This is a genomic window from Pontibacter sp. YIM B11418 (assembly GCF_059278805.1).
The window spans coordinates 96,681-117,393 of sequence record NZ_JCAEMH010000006.1; the positions used below are offsets into that span (position 1 = coordinate 96,681).

Consider the following 20,713-nt stretch of genomic DNA (forward strand, 5'->3'; position numbering starts at 1 on the left):
TTGAGCTGTTGCTTGCCTGGCCGCATAGTGCTGTTGGTATTGATGTTGTTGTTGGGGTATGCAAACGTGGCGCAGGCGACACACATCCGGGCTGGGGACATTACCGCCGTCAGGGACACAGGTCCCAATCCGAACCCCCGGAAGTTCTTTTTCACCATGGTGATGTACACCAAAACCTCCTCCACTGCAGATGACCCCAGGGTGTTCATCTCGATGGGGACAGGGGAGACCGTCACAGTGGAACGCCTGTCTGTCACCAACATCAAGCCGGATGTAGACCGCGAGGAATTTAAATGGGAGTATACCTTTCCGGCCAATGGTACCTATACCGTAACATGGGTGGGAGAGAACCGGAACGGGGGCATCCTGAACATGGCCGCCCCAACTGACCAGCTCACCTTTGCCATTTCTACAACTATCTCCATCAACCCGCTGCGTGGCCTGAACAGTACGCCTATTCTGCAGGTTGCCCCAATTGACGAAGCTACTGCCGGCGAGCGATGGGTGCACAACCCGGGAGCGATTGACGCAGATGGTGATAGTCTTGCTTACAAACTGATACAGCCCCAGCACCGCAACCAGGCAACTGGCCTGATCACGAACGTGCCCGGCTACCGCGATCCGCATACCGTTGACAACTGCCGTAATTCTACTAACACCGGACCTTCCACCTTCACCCTCGACCCCATTACAGGACAGCTCACCTGGGATGCTCCCTGCCGACTAGGAGAATATAACGTAGCCTTTGTAGTAGAGGAGTGGCGTACAACGGGTGCTGCTCCCGTATTGATCAGCACCGTGGTGCGCGACATGCAGATCCTGGTAGTAGATGCCCGTAACAAACCGCCGGTGCTCGTGCCCCGCGACACCTGTATCGTGGCCGGCGAAACGCTGAGCACCACCATTACCGCCACCGACCCGGATGGACATTTGATCAACCTGACTGTACCAGGTACAGGCGGTATATTGCCGCCGGCTACTTTCAGAGGGACTGTCAACCAGCCAGGCCGTGCAGCCGGACAGTTAGTTTGGAACACCTCCTGCAACGATGTTCGCGCCAACCCTTACCAACTTATTTTCAGAGCAGAAGATAATCCGCCGCCGCCCGCCAGGCAGTTGGCTGACCTGCAGCCATACCGCATTACGGTGATAGGGCCGGCTCCTCAGAACCTGCTGGCTACCGGAGAAGACCGATCTGTGCGCCTGACCTGGGACAGTTACATTTGTCAGAATGCCTCCACCATCCGCATTTACAGGCGGGAGGGACCGTCGGGCTGGCGGCCAGGGCCTTGCGAGACCGGCGTACCGGCCAGTGCGGGTTATACACTTATAGGCGAAGTAGGCAAAGACAAGACAGAGTTTTTAGACAATAACAACGGGCAGGGCCTGACTGCAGGAGCGGAGTACTGCTACGTGATCTATGCAGAGTTCCCACGGCCTGGCGGTGGCCAAAGTATCGCCTCGCTGGAAGCCTGCGTCGTGCTGGAGCGTGACATACCTTATATTACCAACGTAACAGTAGACCGCACCGACGGAACCAACGGACAGATCACCGTTCGCTGGACGCAGCCTGGTCCAGGTATAGAGCGTCTGAATGCTCCTTTCGAATACAGGCTATACCGCAAGGTAGGGCAGGAGCCGGGTGGAGCCTATCAGCAGGTGTTCTCTTCACGCAGACTGAGCGATACCGTGTTTGTAAACAGCGGATTAAACACCGAAGCAAATGCCTACCGCTATAAACTTGAGTTTTACAGCACCCGTACTGCGGGCGGGCCTACCCCGAACATGCTGCGCGACTCCACCTCCGCCTCCAGCGTGCGACTGGCAGCACAGGTACAAGGCACTGACGATGCAATTGCGGTTTCTCTGAACTGGACCTACAATGTGCCCTGGAAAAATGAGGTACTCGAACAACAGATTTTTAGGGTCGTGAATGGTGAGTTAGTGCAGGTAGGAAGCGTGACGGCTTCGGCCACCGGTGGTACCTTTGTGGACAATGGCACTGCCGCCGCACCGCTGGAGCGTGGGCAGACCTACTGCTACGTGGTGCGCACCCAGGGCACTTACCAGATAGAAGGACTACCGGAACCATTGCAGAACCTAAGCCAGGAAGTATGCGTGGAAACCCCACTCCTGATCTGTCCGCCGGAACTGACCCTGGATGTGCTGGACTGCGAGGCCTTCTTCGCAAATCCAACCAAGCCACCTTACCAGAATGTGCTCAACTGGGTGCCGAAGATAGGGGATGGCTGCACAGGCGAGATCGACTTCTACACCGTATACTTCAGAGGACCGGGCGAGACGGAGTATCGTGCCATTGCCACGACCAAAGAGACCACCTATACCCATACCGGGCTGGAGTCTTTTGCCGCCTGCTATTACGTGACGGCCACCAGCATGACAGGAGAGGAAAGCGAGCCAAGCAACGAAGAGTGTAAAGACAACTGCTTCTTCTTCCAGCTTCCGAACATCATTACGCCAAACGACGACGGCAAAAACGATGTGTTCAGACCGGATCCGAGAGCGGCGTTTATACGTTCCACTACCTTCAAGGTATTCAACCGCTGGGGCATGAAGGTATACGAAAGCAGTGCAGACCCGTATATCAATTGGCCAGGCACCGACAACGATGGTAAACGCCTCACAGATGGGGTTTACTACTACGAGGCCGAGGTTGACGTTATATCCATTGACCCTGAACGCAGCCGTAGTAAATACAAAGGCTGGGTAGAAATAGTACGCTAATGACAAACGAGGAACTGGACCGGCTGCAGGATTTGCCCATCGTATTTTACGATGGCACCTGCGGCTTTTGCCAGGCCAGCATACAAATCGCTTTGAAGTATAACACGCGGCAGAACCTGTATTTTGCTGCCTTGCAATCCGGATTGGTAGAGCAGCTAGTGCCGCAGCAGCTTGTGCCTGACCCCTTGCCCGATTCCATTCTTTTTCTTGAAAACGGCCAGCTCTATACCGAGTCAGAAGCCGCCCTTCGCATTGCCCGCCATCTCAATTTTCCATGGTCGGTGCTCTATTATTTTAGGTTTATTCCCTTATCTTTCCGCAATTTTGTGTACCGCTTCATCGCGAAACACCGCTACCGCATAGCAGGACGCAACGAAGCCTGCATGCTGCCTAGCCCCGAAGAAAGGGCCCGGTTTGTGGCATACTAAATTTGATTAATTGTTAAATTGTTGATGGTTAAATGGTTGTTGGGCTTTAGCTTGCCGAACGGCTGTCACCTGTATTGCTAACTTTTATACCTTGGTAACAGATATAAGTAGTGACAGGTACAGGCAGTAGTGAAAGTTGGCTATACCTTGAAACGCAATCAAGGCAGGTATAAATGGGACAAGACAGAAGCCACAATTAGGTCCTCAACCTTTCAGCAATTCAACCATCAACAAATTAGCAATTCAACAATCAGCAACTAACAATCAACAATAAGCATTAACATGAAAAAAGCATACGTTTTCCCGGGACAAGGTTCGCAGTTTGTAGGTATGGGCAAGGACTTGTATGAGCAGCACGAAAGTGCACGTCAGCTGTTCGAAAAAGCAAACGAAATCCTGGGATTCAACATTACAGAGATCATGTTCGGTGGCACGGACGAGGAACTGAAGCAGACCAGAGTAACACAGCCTGCTATTTTTCTGCACTCAGTAGCGCAGGCGGCCGTCGCCCAGGACTTCAACCCCGATATGGTGGCAGGTCACTCACTGGGCGAGTTTTCGGCTTTGGTTGCCAGCAAGGTGCTGAGCTTTGAAGATGGCCTGAGACTGGTGTATAAAAGAGCAATGGCGATGCAGGCAGCCTGCGAGGCGAACCCGTCTACCATGGCCGCTATACTTGGTCTGGACGATGCGAAGGTAGAAGAGGTGTGTGCTTCCATAGAAGGGGAAGTAGTAGTGGCTGCCAACTACAACTGCCCGGGCCAGCTGGTGATCTCCGGTTCAAATAAAGGTATAGAGATCGCTTGTGAGAAGATGAAGGAAGCCGGTGCCAAGCGTGCCCTGCCGCTACCAGTAGGAGGCGCTTTTCACTCGCCGCTCATGAAGCCGGCAGAGGTGGAACTGGCCAAAGCCATCAACGAAACAACCTTCAGCCAGGGCATCTGCCCGATCTACCAGAACGTAGACGCCATGCCGCACACCAATCCGGAAGAGATCAAGCAAAACCTGATCAGCCAGCTGACAGCCCCGGTTCGCTGGACGCAATCGGTACAGCAAATGGTAGCCGACGGCGCCACACATTTTGTGGAGTGCGGTCCGGGCAAAGTGCTGCAGGGATTAGTGAAAAAGATCGAACGTACTGCTGAGGTAAGTTCAGTAGAATAATACTTCGCGTGAAATTGAAAAAGACCATTGCGGCCGCTGCTGCAATGGTCTTTTTTTATGTAGAATGTCTGAAGTGATAAGGGTATCCAGGTATAGCTTACCGGCCATTCTCGTCCACGGCCAACGGCGTTACCCCCAGTCTGCTTAATTCGTCTGACAGTTTTAAAAGCTCATTTTTAATGACGTCACTCTGCTGTAACAGTTCTTCCGGGAGGCTGATCACACGGGACAGGTATAGGTTCTCTTTCAGATGAAGTTCCTGCATGAGCGTGTCCAGCAATTCCTGGTTCTGGCCTATATGGATGAGCGGCGAGAGTTCGATCTGCACGTTTTCCTGCTTCGGATTGATGATGTTCACCCTGAAAAAATAATCACCTACTTTGCCGAACAGGTAGGTGGAAATTTCTTTCACAATGGCATTATATCCTTCAACAGCACCGTTGAAATGTAGCGACGTGAAGGCGGGGAAATCATACAGGCGCTTTTTCTTCAGGAGCTTCTCATAGTTATTGAGCAACAGCAGGATAATGATGCCCACCGCTACCAGCGCCGCAACCAGGGCTTTCTCTGGTATCTGTTGGCTAAATGTTTCGAATGGTGCGCGCTGCCTGAACAGGACAGGTAGAAAAGTGAACGGAAATACCAGTATGAACACAACAAGAAAGCCCCGCAAAAGGCTCTTTTTTTCGTTGGTGATGATGGTGAGTAGGTCGTTCATATGCTAGTCAGAAGAGGCGCGCAAATGGCACATCGTGTCACGTATACTTCGCAAGTATAGTTACCTCACAATATAGATAAAATTTTGTTTATGTAGCTTAGCCTGTGTATAAAGTAAGGCATTTTCAGAAAAAATCATAGCTCGCCTGCAGGACGTTAGTCAGCGGCCGAAACAAAGAGGTGAACGGGGAGTTTATCCGGGCAATCCTGTAGGAGCTGTGTTACCGGCTGGTTGAGCACCGGGTGCATAAGCTGCGGGGCGATCTCGCTCAGCGGAAGGAGTGTGAACCGACGCAGGTGCAGCTGCGGATGGGGGATGGTCAGGCGCTGCGACTGCATGACCAGCTCATCATAGAACAGCATGTCGATGTCGATGACGCGGGCTCCCCAGTGCTCATGCCGGATGCGCCCCATTTCCTGTTCGATCTGGTTTATACCTTGCAACACTTGTTCCGGGCTGAGCGTGGTTTGTACTTCCAGCACCTGATTCAGGAAAGCGGGTTGGTCGGTTTTGCCCCAGGCGGCGGTTTCGTAGAGAGAGGAGCTTTCCACGATAGGCCCGATCTGTGCAGCAATCTGTTCGCGGGCTTGAGACAGGTATAGCGGGCGGTCACCGAGGTTGCCGCCCAGGAGCAGGTATAGCTTAGGCATGTTTGTTGAAAAAGGCAATGCTCAGGTCGGCAGCGGCTTTGGCGGCTGTGGGTAATGCTTGTTTTTCGTAAGGGTGTTGTCCTCCGAAAGAATGATCGGCGCCGGGTAGCAGGTGTAGTTCAGTGTCCGGTTTCCAGGTATGCAGGTCGTGGGCCATCTGCACAGGCAGGGTTTCGTCTTCCTCTCCATGCAAAATGAGCAAAGGCTGCTGCATTTTCTGAATCACTTTCGGGATTTCGAGTCGCTCCACATTGGCCAGGTAATCCTCCACGATCTGGTAGTAGAGCGGCATGCGTATACCTGTGCGGGCATTGGTCACCCACTGCACGCCCTCTTTTTTCCAGGATTCTTTTTCCAGCTCATCCCAGCGCTGGTCAAAATTATTGACGGCAGCCCAGGTAGCCACAGCCCGTACGCGGGTGTCTTCAGCGGCTTTGAGTATAACGGATCCGCCACCGCGGCTGTGGCCGATGAGGTAAATGCGGTCGAGGTTCATCTCGTTTTGTGGCAGCGGTCCTTCTTCGTCATGCACCAGATCGATGAGCGACTTCAGGTCCTCGAGTTCAATGCTGAAGTTGTTGCGGCCAAAGGCTTCCATGTCGTGCAGGTCCGAATCGTTGTCGATGCTGGTACCGTTGTGCGAGAAGTTGAATTTGATGAACACAAAGTCCTGATCGGCGAAGTAATCGGCCAGCAGGTTAAAGTGGCCCCAATCCTTAAAACCTTTGAAACCATGGGTGTAGATGACGACCGGTTTTCTGTTGCCGTCCTGGGTATAAGTGGCGTCAGCGGTGAAAGGACGCTCGTGCTCCGGGTATACCACGAAGTCTACTTTAAGTGTGTCTGCCATGGAAAGATGTACTGTGTTATCAGAAGGCAATTTAGTTATTTTAAGCAAGCGGCAAACCAGCACGAGGCTGTGCTGTTGGTAAAGTATACCAGCGCGCTTAACTTAGATTATTTAAACGCTGATATTGCTATACTTGTTTGGAAACGACCCCCACACCTAGTAATATTGCGGAATATCACATGAGCATTAGCCTAAAGGAAATACAAGCGCCCATTGCCCAGGAGATGGAGCTGTTCGAGAAAAAGTTCAGGACTTCGATGAAGTCTAAAGTACTGCTGCTCGACAAGATCATGAGCTACATCGTAAAGCGCAAAGGCAAGCAGATGCGGCCAATGTTCGTGTTCTTCATGGCCAAGCTTTTCCGCGGCGACGCCATCGGCGATGCCACCTACCGCGGAGCCGCTCTGATTGAGCTGCTGCACACCGCCACCCTCGTGCACGACGACGTGGTGGACGAGGCCAACTACCGCCGTGGTTTCTTCTCTGTCAACGCCCTCTGGAAAAACAAAATTGCCGTGCTGGTAGGCGACTACCTGCTCTCCAAAGGACTGCTGCTATCCCTGCAAAACGACGACTACGAACTGCTCAAGATCGTGTCGAATGCCGTGCGTGAGATGAGCGAAGGTGAGTTGCTGCAGATCGAAAAAGCGCGTCGCCTGGACATCGACGAAGCCGTTTATTTTGATATCATCCGCCAGAAAACTGCTTCGCTCATTGCATCCTGTTGTGCGGTTGGCGCTGCCTCGGCCGGTGCCTCCAAAGAGGACATTGAAAAAGCACGTTTGTTCGGTGAAAAAGTAGGCATTGCTTTCCAGATCAAAGACGACCTGTTCGACTATGGCACCGCTGAAATCGGCAAGCCTGTAGGTATCGACATCAAGGAAAAGAAGATGACCCTGCCGCTAATCCACGCCCTGCGCGAAGCTGACTGGATGACCCGCCGCCGCGTGATCTACAACGTGAAAAATAACAACGGTAACAACGAGCGCGTGCAGCAGGTGATCGACTATGTGAAAGGCTCCGGAGGTATACAGTACACCATCGAGGTGATGAACCAATACCATGCGGAGGCCCTGGCCATTCTCCATACCTTCCCAGCCTCCCCATCCCGCACTTCCCTGGAGGAACTCATTGCCTATACCATCGAAAGGGAAAAATAAATTGTTAAATTGTTGATGGTTAAATTGTTTTGACCATTCAATTATGACCTTGCGGTGCGCGCAGTTCCCGCGAGTTTCTGAGGTAACTCCTATACCTATACCTATACCTGTCTGACTAAGGCCGATCTGCATGGGAACCCCTGTGTCATTTCGAACGCTAGAGAGAAATCTGGAATAGTGCCTATACTCCAAAATAACTCAGATCTCTCATTTCATTCGAGATGACAAATGGGAAGCAGATATTTCTACCTGCTATACCTGGAGCGAAAATATCTGTAAATTTTGGAATGAAATCTGTAAGCTAAGTAGGCAGGAGCGTAAGTAATTTTGGAGCACGAAAAACTTATGAAGAATGAGTCTCAACACCAACACCTGGAACCGGTTGCGCTATACGGTATACCTGCCGATTTACGATCTTGTAGCTGACCGTATCTTCCGGAGGTATAGGAAGCGCTCCATCGAACTGTTGCAAGCCAAACCAGACGACGCCATCCTGATCGTTGGCGCTGGTACCGGCCTCGACCTGCCATACCTACAGGGCTATACCCGCATCACCGCCAACGACATTACCCCCGGTATGATCACCAAGCTAAAAGTTAGAGCTGAGAAACTGGGTATACCTGTCGACGCGCAGGTGATGGACGGCCAGCAGCTTGCATACCCCGACAACACTTTTGATGCCGTTATCCTGCACCTCATCATCGCGGTTATACCTGATCCTGTGGCTTGTATCCGAGAAGTGGAGCGTGTGCTGAAGCCGGGCGGAACGGTCATGGTCTTCGATAAGTTCCTGCCCGACGGACAGCAACCTTCACTACTACGCCGTCTTTTCAACCAGGTTGCCGGCACGCTCTTTTCGGATGTGAATCGCAGCATTGGGAATATTGTCAGCCACACCTCACTGCAGGTGGAACTGAACGAGCCGGCGGCTTTTGGAGGCACGTTCCGGCTTGTGCGGCTGAGGAAACTCGTTTAAATCCAGCTTTTCGGAAAGGATCAACAAGTGCTCACAAAACACAAAGGCCGCTACTGCACCAGTAGCGGCCCTTGCTATACCTGCCGATCAAACAATCAACAATAAACAATAAACAATTAAATCTCTTCTGCCAGCAGTTCGTCCATCGTTTTGTTAAAGTCGGCTACCCACTCTTCGTAATACTTACCTGTACCAGGACCTGAGAAACCGGTGTGGATCTTGCGCACTTTGCCCTGGCGGTCAATGTAGATGGTGGTGGGGAAGGAGAGGACGTGGTTAAGCGCCGGCAATGCCTGTGCGGCAGCCTCTTTGTCGGCCGGACCCGCATAGAGCAGGTCGTACTCGATGTCGAAGCGATCTTTCATCTTAGTCAGACGCGGCACGGCTTGCTCGTAGCCTTTGGTGCGCTCAAAACCTAGACCGATGATCTCCAGTCCGCGGTCTTTATTCTTGCTGTAATACGGCGCCAGGAACTGGGTCTCGTCCATGCAGTTCGGGCACCATGATCCCAGCAGTTGCACCAGCACCACCTTGCCTTTATACTTCTCGTCATTCAGCGATACCTTTTTGCCTTCCAGGTCAGGGAACGTGAACTCCAGCGACTCATAGCCTGGCTTCAGGAAAGTCAACTCATTGGCGTTAGCCAGTTCGGCGTCCTCGTTGCGTTCGGCAGTCCAGGTTTCGTAGTCGTAGAGGCCGGCAAAATACTCACCCTGCAACGTGCTGTCCGCACCCGGTGTGGCTGTGAACAGGTAGTCGTGGTTACCGTCAAAGGTCGACAGCTTCAGCTCATTGCCTTCCACCTGACCTTCCAGGTAACGGTAGTCGCCAGTTTGCGTGATGAATGTGCCGGTTACGTGATTGTCTTTCTGCTCAAACACACCGATAGCCGGGTAGGTTTTGCCATCTTTCTTTGTAAAAGTCACTTCCCACTTGCCGGTATAGTCAAAAGTAGCCGGAGCGGGATTTTCCTTGAAGCGGTTGGTTTTGCCATGCTCGGCTGTAAAAGGAACGGAGTAGGGCTTGGACAGGTCGTTGCGGGTGAAGCGGCCGGCCATTTTATCGCCGTCTACTTTCGCAATCAGGTCAGCGTCGAAAATGTGCAACCTGATCCGGAGCGAATCACCCTCCTGATGAAATTCATCCACCAGAATGCGTTCATCGGCGTTCACCAGGTATAGCACGGTCTTGCCATTCTGTTCTTCTGCTTCCATGATGAACGGAATCTCCTGGCCTTGGGCCTGGAGGGCAACCCGCCAAGAACCCGGTTTGATGGTGTTATCAGTAGATGTCATAGAGCCACAGGAGGTTAAAAGCTGCGTGAATGACAAAGCCAACAACAAAATCAGCCTTGCCGGGGTATTAAAACAAGTACGTATCATACGGCAAAATTACGAGAAGGAATCGTTAAATGCGAAACATGAGAACGAATAGCACAAGCGGTGGTGGAAATGTTATATTCATGACCGCTAATGTTGTGCTTAAACACTCATATTTCGTACATTTGTAAACTTCACAACGAAGCATTAAACATCATAACAATAGCAAAACTATGGCATTTGATTTAGGAATGATCAAGGCAGTGTATGCCGGGATGGCCGAGCGCGTGAATGCTGCCCGTAACGCAGTAGGCAGACCGCTTACCCTAACAGAGAAAATCTTGTACGCGCACCTTTTCGATGGCAACGCGACACAGTCTTTTGAGCGCGGCAAGACCTATGTGGACTTCGCTCCGGACAGAGTGGCTATGCAGGACGCCACAGCGCAAATGGCCTTGCTTCAGTTTATGCAGGCTGGCAAGCCGCAGGTGGCTGTGCCTTCTACGGTACATTGCGATCACCTGATCCAGGCTCGTGTAGGTGCTGACCAGGACTTGCAAGACGCTTATACTGAAAACAAAGAGGTATACGATTTCCTTGCCTCTGTTTCAAATAAATATGGCATCGGCTTCTGGAAGCCGGGTGCCGGTATCATCCACCAGGTGGTACTCGAGAACTACGCCTTCCCGGGCGGTATGATGATCGGTACGGACTCCCACACACCAAACGCCGGTGGTCTGGGTATGGTCGCGATCGGTGTGGGTGGCGCTGATGCTGTAGACGTAATGTCTGGCATGGCCTGGGAGCTTAAATTCCCGAAAGTGATTGGTGTAAAACTGACCGGCAAGATGAGCGGCTGGACTTCACCGAAAGACGTGATCCTGAAAGTTGCCGGTATCCTGACTGTGAAAGGTGGAACGGGCGCTATCGTAGAGTACTTCGGCGAAGGTGCTGAGTCTATGTCTTGTACCGGTAAAGGTACTATTTGTAACATGGGTGCGGAGATCGGGGCGACTACTTCAGTGTTCTCTTACGACGATAGCATGCGTGCGTACCTGCGCGCCACCAACCGCGAAGAAGTGGTAGAAATGGCGGACGAGGTGGCAGGCTACCTGCGTGCAGACGACGAGGTATACGCTGACCCGGCTGCTTTCTATGACCAACTGATCGAGATTGATTTGTCTACGCTGGAGCCGCATGTGAACGGTCCGTTCACACCAGACGCTGCCTGGCCGATTTCTCAGTTTGCTGCTGTTGTAAAAGAGCACAACTGGCCAGCTAAACTGGAAGTAGGTCTGATCGGTTCTTGCACTAACTCCTCTTATGAAGACTTGACCCGTTCGGCTTCAATTGCTGAGCAGGCGGTCTCTAAAAAACTGGTTGCACAGGCTGAGTTTACCATCACGCCGGGTTCTGAACTCGTGCGCTTCACAACAGCCCGTGATGGCTTGTTGGATACATTCGCTCAGATGGGTGGTGTGGTACTGGCAAACGCTTGCGGACCGTGCATCGGCCAGTGGGCCCGTCACACCGACGACCCAACTCGCAAAAACTCCATTATTACATCCTTCAACCGTAACTTCGCCAAGCGTAACGACGGCAACCCGAACACACACGCGTTCGTGGCCTCGCCTGAGATCGTAACTGCTTTCGCTATTGCTGGTGACCTGACTTTCAACCCACTGGTTGACAAGCTGATCAACTCCGATGGAGAAGAAGTAATGCTGGATGAGCCAAGAGGCATCGAATTGCCACCACAGGGCTTCGCCGTAGAAGACGCAGGCTATGTAGCCCCAGCCGAAGACGGTAGCAGCGTAGAAGTGGTAGTAGATCCGAAGTCTGACCGTCTGCAATTGCTGGAAGGCTTTAAGCCATGGGAAGGCACCGACCTGAAAGGTATGAAGCTGCTCATCAAAGCACAAGGCAAGTGTACGACTGACCACATCTCCATGGCTGGTCCTTGGTTGAAGTACCGTGGTCACCTCGACAATATCTCCAACAACATGTTGATTGGTGCCATCAACGCCTTCAACGGCGAAGCCAACAAGGTATACAACGACATGACACGTGGTTACGACACCGTGCCTGCTACTGCCCGTACCTACAAGGCTGCCGGCATCGGTACAGTAGTAGTAGGTGATGAGAACTATGGTGAAGGCTCATCCCGTGAGCATGCTGCCATGGAGCCGCGCTTCCTGGGTGTTCGTGCCGTTATCGTGAAGTCATTCGCACGTATCCACGAAACCAACCTGAAGAAGCAGGGTATGCTGGGTCTTACGTTCGCCAATAAAGCCGACTACGACCTGATCGAGGAAAAAGATACGATCGATATCCTGGGTCTGGAGGATTTCAAACCGGGTCAGCCGCTGAAAGTGGTGTTGACGCACAAAGACGGTTCTCAGGATGCCTTCATGGTAAACCATACCTACAACGAAGGACAGATCGAGTGGTTCAAGGCTGGTTCAGCCCTTAACCTGATCCGTTTGCAGCAAAAGCAGTCAGCTAACGGTTAATTAGCAGTTACCTGCCCATAATAGAAACGCCCCGCTCGAAAGAGCGGGGCGTTTCTATTATGGGCAGGTATAGCTTGTGCTAAGGTATAGCTCCGGTTATGGTCTGATGATCAGCAGGCGACTCGTCGTGGTATTGTTTTCGTACGTCAGCTGAACAATGTAAAACCCTTCTGCCAGACCGTTCAGGTCGAAAATGGCCTCGTGCGGCATACGGCTGCGTAATTTCGGACTAACCCGCCGTCCCATGGCATCCGTCATGAACAGGATGAGTGGGGCGTCCGCCTTCGGCAAAGCAATATGCAGTTCGTGCACAGCCGGGTTCGGGAATACTTGGAAATGGGGGGGCGGGGGAATTATTGTTTCGACTTGCTTGATCTCAATCCGCCGCGTAACAGTGTCTTCACCACAATCAGAAGCATTCGAGACAATCAGGGAAACATTATAGTTGCCAGGCAGTTCATAGGTATAGCTAGGATGCTGCTCTGTGGAGGTGTCTCCGTTGCCAAAATTCCACCGCCAGCTGCTGCCATGCTCGCTTTCATTGCGAAAGTCGATGCTCTTGCCGGGTTCCATTTGTTCTTGTGGCTGCACGATGCTAAAGCCAGCTATGGGAGAATCGGCCACTAAAATCTGGAAAGGTACCAGTGGACTGTCAAACAAGGAGTCGGCGTTGCAAACGTATAGGATGGTGCTCGTGTCAAGTGCGGCGATTTTGAAGTTGCTACCTGCGCCCAGGAGCTTTGTTTTGGCTTCGTCAGCAAAAAACTTGAACTGTTTGCCGCCCGCTGGCGCCAAGCTGATCGAAGCGCCCACGCACACTGTATCGCTGATAGCCAAAGGCGCTGGCCCGGCTTTCATGACCTGGTATTTTGTGAGCGCAGCTCTGGCGTTCTGTTGAAGCTGCTCCAGATCATCGCCGGCCACAATGGCAAACGAAACCAGTTGGCTCTGGCCCGGCGCTAATTTGTTGGCCGTAGTGCCCACGACATGGGCCACATCATTACCGTAGCCGCTGCCCCAGGCTTTCTTCCTGGCCACGCCACCTGACAGCGCTTTGTATTTTTCATGCGTGCTAAAGCCATCGGCAATCGCAAAGGTAGAGGAGCCCCCGGACAGGTTATCGATCGCGTAATAGGAAGGAGGGGTGACCGAAAGCAGACTTATACCTGCATAAGGCGATGCCTGTCCCATGTTATAGACGAATCCCATTTTCAGCGTTTCGTCCCAGTCGGCTACGTTCATGTAGGCATCCGTTATATTCCAGTCAGCGAACAGGCCGGCATGGAGCGTTTCGATCGTGTCTGGCGTGACATTGCGAATGCGGTACTCTAAAATAATATAGTCGGCGTCAGGCGACTCGCTCCAGGCCATGCCTTTGTAGCTCACTTGCACGCCTGCCTGGGCCGGAGCCGGGAATTTGTCGCGCATCACGCCACTGACTTCCTGATCCGCATCTTCTGTGTTATGGCGCAGCCGGGCAGATTTCACTGATACAAAGTCATTGTCCGTTTGCCAGCTGGCATTGCGCACATTATCCGATATACGGTCCGGGGCAGCTGCGACTATTAACCCTCCTTCAAAAATCATGGAAGTGCTGCCCTTGTACATAATGCCGATGCCCTGTCCGAAATTATACCCGTTATACCCGAGGTTGCCTTTGCTGTTCAGGGTGATGTGCAGGTTGTTAGCCGTCAGGGTAAGGTAATCCGGGTTGACAGGCAGCTGGTAGTATTGAAAATCCTGGTACACGCCGTCTGTAAACCCGACTCTGAAAGTAGCCTGGGCATTGTGAGGCGCATCCGGGAGCACCACGAACCGGAATGGCTTGCTGTGGTTGTTAGTTGTCGCCAACGTACCCATGGCGCCAATGTTGAGTTCATTATCATCCAACACCTTGATAAAAGGCGAGGTTGAGGTGAGTGTTAACTTGAGGGCAGTAGTAGGGTCGAGATAATTCATCACACTCAGATGAATCAGCAGCGTGTCGCCGATCTGAGCCACCTTATTATCGACGACATTGAAAGAAGTACAACGCACTGACTTTGCCTGAACGTCCCGAAGCGCTCTTTTCACATTCAGGCGGCCTTTGCCGAGTAATTCATGGTATGCAGTATTGCCAGGCAGGTGGTAAACATCGTCGGCTGTAGCACGAAGCCGCTGGATAACCTGCACCGCATTGAGGTGTGGCATGTGAGAGCGTAGCAGTGCGGCGGCACCTGCCACGAGCGGGGACGCCAGCGAAGTGCCGGTGTCGGAGCCATAGGAGTTGTCGCGGCTGTAGGTGGTGCTGTAAATGCTCTGGCTAGGCGCTGTCAGGCTAATCCTGTAGTTCCAGGTATGGCCGTTTGTCTTTACATCGTTATGCGTGCCGCCTACCGCCAGCACGTTGTCGTAGGCCGCCGGGTATATGTTCACAAACGCATTGGTATTGCCGGCCGCAGCCACGATCACCACATCTTTCTCAAGCGTTGCATAATTGATGATGTCCTGCTCAAACTTAGAAAATCCTGTACCTCCCCAGGACAGGTTGATGATACTGCAGCCCTTGTCCGCTGCATACACAATGGCCTCGTAGCCGCCGAAACTGCCATACGAAGTAGACGGGAAAACCTTGATCGGCATAAACTTGGCATTGAAGCCCACTCCAGCTATACCTACGCCGTTGTCCGCCTCGCCAATCGCCACACCTGCCACCTTCGTGCCGTGCCCTTTGTAAGGAGAGTCATCCGTTAGAATATTGTCCTTGTCGCCAAAATCCCAGCCATAGAAGTTGTCGATCAGTCCGTCGCCGTCGTTGTCAATTCCATCGAAGGGATCATCGTAATTATACCTGATCTTGTTTTTGATGTCTTCGTGCGTAAAGCGGAAACCTGAATCCAGCACACCTATCACGATATTGGTATCGCCCTTTTGTATGGCCCATGCGCCATAGGCCTGTATGTTTTTCAGGTAGGCCTGCGAGGTTTTGGTGGAGTCGGCAGAGGGGTCGTTGGGCTGGTAGAGGGGTACCCGCTCGTAGAGCGGCTCCACGTACTCTACCATACCGGTTGCCAGCAGGGCTTGCTGCACGGCTTCCAGATTGTGCGAAGGGTCGTATTTCAATTCGTATATAAGCGAGAGATCCACATGGGCTTTCCGGGCGAAAGGGGAGGGGGTTTTATCCGGAAACTTCTGCTCCACTGATTTGGCTCCTACCTTTTGCAAAGCATTTTGCATGGGGTTTCCGGCAGCCATACGCAGCTGGTTGCCGGACTGTGGCTTCAGCTTGTAGACGACAGTATGCGGTTTAGTCGTTGTTCCTATACCTGCTGGAGCGGACAGATGCTGCGCAGCCAACAAGGACGAACTCAGGACTAGAAACAGGAAAGATAGTATGCAGCGGTAAACCACTGGCCCTGGGGTAAACATTAAATCATATTAAACTATTAGGTGAATACAACCTCTGCCTGAGCAGGGAGAGGTATAAAGTAAAGCGCATACAGCACGGCGAAATTTAAAGATGCTTCCCGAGCTTAATAAAAAAATACGTAACTTTCCAACAATTGATTCTAATATATGTGTTTAATTATATAAAATAAATACTATGACCTCGGATTTGAAAAATAAACATCTTCCTATTCTAGAAAACGCTGTGAAAGCCTTGCACGAGCGTCGTTTTTTTGCCCAATATCCTGAAAACCCGATGCCTGATATTTACGGCGAAAATGCTGATAAAGAAGGTCGTGAGAGGTATAAGCAGCATCTTAACAACAAGTTTACAGAATTGGTGCATGATGGAGCTGAAAATTGGACAGGTCAGGAGGAATCGCCTTACGAACAGCAGCCATTAGGTATAAAGTACCCTTACTTCAGTGCAGAAACGCTGGTGGAGCGTGCTGATGAGGCTTTCCACCAGTGGCGCAAGGTAAAACCGGTTGATCGCGCTGCTATCCTGGTGGAATCGCTGGAGCGCATGAAGGAGCGCTTCTTCGAAATTGCCTACGCAACGATGCACACCACGGGCCAGGCCTATATGATGTCATTCCAGGCGTCGGGTCCGCATGCGGCCGACCGTGCTTTGGAGGCGATCGCGGCAGGTTACGAAGAGCAGACCCGCTTTCCGGAGCACATGGAGTGGGAGAAGCCAATGGGCAAGTATAACCTGAAGCTGAACAAGAGCTGGCGTGCCGTACCGAAAGGTATAGGCCTGGTGATCGGCTGCTCTACCTTCCCGACCTGGAACACTGTGCCGGGCATGTATGCAAGCCTTGTTACCGGTAACCCGGTTATCGTGAAGCCGCACCCGAAAGCAGTCCTGCCTATCGCGATCGTGGTATCGGAAGTGCAGAAGGTGCTGGTAGAAAACGGCCTGAGCCCCTACATCTGCCAGTTGGGAGTAGACGCGGATGACCGTCTGATCACCAAAGAACTGGCCGAGAATCCGAAGGTAAAACTGATCGACTACACAGGTGGTACGGAGTTCGGCAACTATGTGGAGAGCCTGCCAGGCAAAGTGACTTTCACAGAGAAAACAGGCGTGAACTCAATCATCCTAGATTCGGTACAGGACATTGACAAAGTGGCCCAGAACCTGGCTTTCTCACTTAGCCTGTACTCCGGACAGATGTGTACGGCTCCACAGAACTTCTTCGTGCCGGAAACCGGCGTGAAAGTGGGTGAGGAGATGATGCCGTACGAGGAAGTAGTGAAGAAACTGGCCGATGCCGTAACGGGCCTGGTGAACAACCCGAAAGCCGGACCACACATACTGGGAGCTATCCAGAATCCGGCCACAGCAGAGCGTGTGAAAGAAGCAGCCAGCGTGAAAGGCAAAGAAGTGCTGAGCACCTGCGACATCAGCAACCCGATGTTTGCCAACGCCCGTATCTGCACGCCGGTTATTTATGAAGTGGATGCGACAGAGAAAGAAAGCTTCAGCCGCGAACTGTTTGGCCCGATCGCTCTTGTCATCAAAACAAAGGACACAGACCAGTCGATCGAATTGGCAAAAGAGATGGCTATGAATTACGGTGCAATCTCCTGCGGTGCCTATACCACAGATGAAGAAACAAAAGAGAAGATCATGGATGAGATGAGTCTGGCGGGCACTCCGGTGAGCTTTAACCTGACGGGCGGCATCTACGTGAACCAGAACGCAGCTTTCTCTGATTTTCACGTGACTGGCGGTAATCCGGCCGGTAACGCTTCATTCACAAATCCCGAGTATGTGATCAAGCGCTTTACTTGGGTAGGCTTCCGTGAGCCTGTGGCTGGATAGTCTGAGGTCGAAATAAAAACAAAAAGCCCCGGTGCTATACCTAGCACCGGGGCTTTTTGTTTTTATTTGAAAAGGTTGTCCATGTCCTTTTTGAGGTTGTCGAGGCCGTCTTTCAGGCCCTGCCATTTGCTTTGACTGTCCTCCTGGTCGCTCAGTTTGTTGGCGATCAGTTCGCGTTTGGCTTCCAGTGCGGCAACATGCTCGTGGTAGGTATGGTTTGAGTCTGCAGCCGTGGCGTTTGCGCGGGCCTTCAGGGTTTTGATCTTGCTGTCAAGTTCTTCCAGACTTTTCTCGATTTCCTCGCGTGTCAGGTTATTGGGCGCACGCATGTGTTCGGGTTTCAGGTTGTAAGTATCCATATCTTTCAGTTCAGGTTCAATGTAAAGCGATACCACTTACAGGTATCACTCTAGATACTTGAAAAGGCTTGAAAAGGATGTATAAAGGCAAGTGTTGATATGCTCTGGATGTTTTTTGTTGCTTATTTAGAAAATATCTAAATAAGTCTTTTGTCTTATAGATATGGTGTTTACTTTTGCATCACTTTTTAGAATGAATCTAATTAAAGCTAAATGCAACGCACACTTACCATCATCTTTGCCTTTGTGCTGCTAGCACATCAGGCATTTGCGCAATCCACAGGCCGTATTGAAGGCCGCATCCAATCCGAAAGAGGCGATGGTATAGCCGGCATCAGCGTAGGGCTGGAGGGCACCTCTTACGGCTCCACCACAGATGATGAGGGCAAGTTCCTGATCAAAAACATACCGGCTGGTAACTACACGCTGGTTGCCTCAGGTATAGGCTACACCCTGCAAAAGCAGTTGCTGGAGGTAACAGGAGGAAAGGCTTCTTTTGTAAATGTGGACCTGGCCTCGTCGTCGCATTCGTTGGGCGAGGTGCAGGTAACGGCGCATCGCAGCGGCGAATACCTGCAGCGCACCGCGACCACAGCCACCAAAATGGAAGCACCCATCAAATCGGTGCCGCAATCGGTGCAGGTGGTGTCGCGCCGCGCCCTGGACCAACTGCAGGTGCTGCGCCTGGAGGACGCTATGCGCAATGTAAGTGGCGTGAGCATGGAGACAGGCTTTGGTGGTCGTTCTGATGTCTTTCAAATCCGGGGTTTCCGTACCGATATGCAAAGCGTGTTCAAAAACGGTTTCCGCAATACAGTGCGCACCTACCGCGAAAGCGCCAACATCCAGCAGATCGAAGTGATGAAAGGCCCGGCCTCTGTGCTGTACGGCGTGAGCGACCCGGGTGGCATGGTGAACATCTCCACCAAAAAACCAACCGCCCATACCTTCCAGGATATCCAGATCACGTCCAATAATTTCGGCCTGGTAAGACCCGCCATCGACCTGGGTGGTGCCTTCAACGAGAGCAAAACGTTTAAATACAGACTGAACGCCGCTTACGAGCGTGCCGACAGCTACCGCGACTTCGTGAAGACCAAGCGTATTTTCGTGGCCCCGGCCATCACTTACGATTTCTCTGACAAGACATCCCTGACGGTAGAGACCGAGTTCCTGAACCACGACCAGCCATCTGACCGCGGTATCTTCTCTGTTAACAGCCAGATTGCGCCTGTGCCAAGAAGCCGTGTGGTGATTGAGCCTAGTAACACGGGTGAGTTTACTAACCGCATGGCGCAGTACAACCTGCAGCACAAATTCTCGGAGGCGCTGAGCTTCCGTCATGCGTTTAACTACAACTACGCAACCGAAACCCGCGACGTAGTGGAGCAGACCACCGTTCTGAAAGACGGCTCTTTCCGCATCAATCGTCAGCACCAGGACCAGGACACCTACGACCGCAACATCGCTACCCAGAATGAGCTGTACGCCAACTTTAACACGGGCGCACTGATAGAGCACAAGGCCGTGGGAGGTATAGAGATTTCGCGTTCGATATTCGACATCTGGGTGAAACGTGCTCCTTACGACGTGTTCGACATTCTGAATCCACAGTATAACCCCAAACCAAAGGATTATTCGCTGCTCGCTTACTCACAGGACTACCAGGACCGTGTAGATGTGCTGGGCTTCTACCTGCAGGACTTCATCACGATCAACCAGCGCCTGAAGGTGTTGCTCGGCGGTCGCTACGACTTCTGGGAACAGGAGAAAGAGAACCGCATGAAAGAGGAGACAACCAGGCAAAGTAACAAGGCCTTTAACCCAAGACTGGGTGTGCTGTATGAGGTATACGGACCGGTTTCGGTATACGCCAACTACTCCAAGGGCTTCCAGCCAGGTATAGGACAGACGCTGGAGGGCGAAGCCTTTAAACCGATCACTTCAGTGCAGTATGAAGCCGGTACAAAAATCGGTTTGCTGAATGATCGTGTGAACCTGACGGCTGCTTACTTTGATATCACGCGCCAGAATGTGGTGGTGCCCCACCCGACACAGAGCGGCGCCAGTGTGCAGCTAGGCGAGGTGCAGAGCAAAGGTATAGAAACCGATATCACAGGGGAGGTGCTGCCTGGCCTGAATGTGATCGCCACTTATACCTATACCGACGCCCGCGTAACGAAGGATGCGCTGAGTGCAGAAGATCCAAAACGCACCGTAGGACGCCGCTTCAGAGGCGTGGGGTATAACAACAGCAGCCTTTGGACAACCTATGAGTTACAGGATGGCTTTTTGAAGGGTCTGGGCATTGGTGGTGGCTTTACTTATGTGGAAGATCGCCCGGTAGATGACGCCAACAGCTTTATGCTGCCAGGCTACACCCGCTACGATGCGACCATGTTTTACAACAGCAAACGCTTCCATGCGGCCCTGAACGTGAAGAACCTGACCAACGTGAAGTACTACGAAGGCTCACAGTCCGTAACCGTGATTATGCCGGGTGCGCCTACTACAGTGCAGGGTACAGTAGGAGTTAGATTTTAAGAAAGCGAATCAGAGATAAATAGTATCGGC

14 protein-coding genes are annotated in these 20,713 nt (G+C 52.1%); 8 read left to right on the plus strand and 6 right to left on the minus strand.

Annotation, left to right across the window (positions count from 1 at the left end; translation table 11 throughout):
* The first annotated feature begins 12 nt into the window (after window positions 1-12).
* The 3 genes from AC4QZR_RS15440 to fabD all read left to right on the plus strand — a co-directional run bounded on the left by AC4QZR_RS15440 (window position 13) and on the right by fabD (window position 4,337).
* Entirely contained in the window at window positions 13-2,745 is a 2,733-nt protein-coding gene (locus AC4QZR_RS15440) for a T9SS type B sorting domain-containing protein (RefSeq protein ID WP_494481727.1), read from the plus strand.
* On the plus strand, window positions 2,745-3,173 hold the full coding sequence (locus AC4QZR_RS15445; protein WP_494481728.1) for a thiol-disulfide oxidoreductase DCC family protein: 429 nt from the start codon (window positions 2,745-2,747) through the stop codon (window positions 3,171-3,173). Before AC4QZR_RS15440 ends, AC4QZR_RS15445 begins: the two co-directional genes overlap by 1 nt.
* Before the next feature lie 282 nt (window positions 3,174-3,455).
* Complete coding sequence (fabD, locus tag AC4QZR_RS15450; RefSeq protein WP_494481729.1) at window positions 3,456-4,337, plus strand: ACP S-malonyltransferase; 882 nt, start codon at window positions 3,456-3,458, stop codon at window positions 4,335-4,337.
* A 97-nt stretch (window positions 4,338-4,434) separates the two neighbouring features.
* Here the strand turns inward: fabD and AC4QZR_RS15455 are convergent, their stop codons facing one another.
* From AC4QZR_RS15455 to AC4QZR_RS15465, 3 genes are all read right to left on the minus strand, one after another.
* The gene (locus tag AC4QZR_RS15455) at window positions 4,435-5,055 is read right to left on the minus strand and encodes a hypothetical protein (protein WP_253405184.1); all 621 of its coding nucleotides are present in this window, start codon (window positions 5,053-5,055) and stop codon (window positions 4,435-4,437) included.
* Window positions 5,056-5,210: 155 nt separating this feature from the next.
* Window positions 5,211-5,705, minus strand: coding sequence for a 2-amino-4-hydroxy-6-hydroxymethyldihydropteridine diphosphokinase (gene folK, locus AC4QZR_RS15460; RefSeq protein WP_494481730.1), 495 nt, complete (start codon window positions 5,703-5,705; stop codon window positions 5,211-5,213).
* A complete protein-coding gene (locus AC4QZR_RS15465; protein WP_494481731.1) occupies window positions 5,698-6,555 on the minus strand; it encodes an alpha/beta hydrolase family protein in 858 nt (285 codons plus the stop codon). The genes folK and AC4QZR_RS15465 overlap by 8 nt, the downstream gene beginning before the upstream one ends.
* 179 nt (window positions 6,556-6,734) lie before the next feature.
* Between AC4QZR_RS15465 and AC4QZR_RS15470 the strand changes: the two genes are divergently transcribed.
* Both AC4QZR_RS15470 and AC4QZR_RS15475 read left to right on the plus strand, forming a co-directional pair.
* Complete coding sequence (locus AC4QZR_RS15470; RefSeq protein WP_494481732.1) at window positions 6,735-7,715, plus strand: polyprenyl synthetase family protein; 981 nt, start codon at window positions 6,735-6,737, stop codon at window positions 7,713-7,715.
* Window positions 7,716-8,067: 352 nt separating this feature from the next.
* The gene (locus AC4QZR_RS15475; RefSeq protein WP_494481733.1) at window positions 8,068-8,691 is read left to right on the plus strand and encodes a class I SAM-dependent methyltransferase; all 624 of its coding nucleotides are present in this window, start codon (window positions 8,068-8,070) and stop codon (window positions 8,689-8,691) included.
* A gap of 116 nt (window positions 8,692-8,807) precedes the next feature.
* Here the strand turns inward: AC4QZR_RS15475 and AC4QZR_RS15480 are convergent, their stop codons facing one another.
* On the minus strand, window positions 8,808-9,986 hold the full coding sequence (locus AC4QZR_RS15480) for a peroxiredoxin family protein (RefSeq protein ID WP_494481734.1): 1,179 nt from the start codon (window positions 9,984-9,986) through the stop codon (window positions 8,808-8,810).
* 257 nt (window positions 9,987-10,243) lie between these two features.
* On the opposite strand from AC4QZR_RS15480, the gene AC4QZR_RS15485 reads away from it, so the two are divergent.
* A complete protein-coding gene (locus tag AC4QZR_RS15485) occupies window positions 10,244-12,523 on the plus strand; it encodes an aconitate hydratase (protein WP_494481735.1) in 2,280 nt (759 codons plus the stop codon).
* A 96-nt stretch (window positions 12,524-12,619) separates the two neighbouring features.
* On the opposite strand, the gene AC4QZR_RS15490 is transcribed toward AC4QZR_RS15485, so the two are convergent.
* Entirely contained in the window at window positions 12,620-15,862 is a 3,243-nt protein-coding gene (locus tag AC4QZR_RS15490) for a S8 family serine peptidase (RefSeq protein WP_494481736.1), read from the minus strand.
* 244 nt (window positions 15,863-16,106) lie between these two features.
* Here AC4QZR_RS15490 and paaN point away from each other — a divergent pair, with 244 nt between their 5' ends.
* A complete protein-coding gene (gene paaN / locus AC4QZR_RS15495; RefSeq protein ID WP_494481737.1) occupies window positions 16,107-17,780 on the plus strand; it encodes a phenylacetic acid degradation protein PaaN in 1,674 nt (557 codons plus the stop codon).
* Window positions 17,781-17,842: 62 nt separating this feature from the next.
* Here the strand turns inward: paaN and AC4QZR_RS15500 are convergent, their stop codons facing one another.
* Complete coding sequence (locus tag AC4QZR_RS15500) at window positions 17,843-18,139, minus strand: sll1863 family stress response protein (protein WP_494481738.1); 297 nt, start codon at window positions 18,137-18,139, stop codon at window positions 17,843-17,845.
* 213 nt (window positions 18,140-18,352) lie between these two features.
* Here AC4QZR_RS15500 and AC4QZR_RS15505 point away from each other — a divergent pair, with 213 nt between their 5' ends.
* Window positions 18,353-20,683: a TonB-dependent siderophore receptor gene (locus AC4QZR_RS15505; protein ID WP_494481739.1), complete on the plus strand. Its 2,331-nt coding sequence runs from the start codon at window positions 18,353-18,355 to the stop codon at window positions 20,681-20,683.
* The last annotated feature ends 30 nt before the right edge of the window (window positions 20,684-20,713 follow it).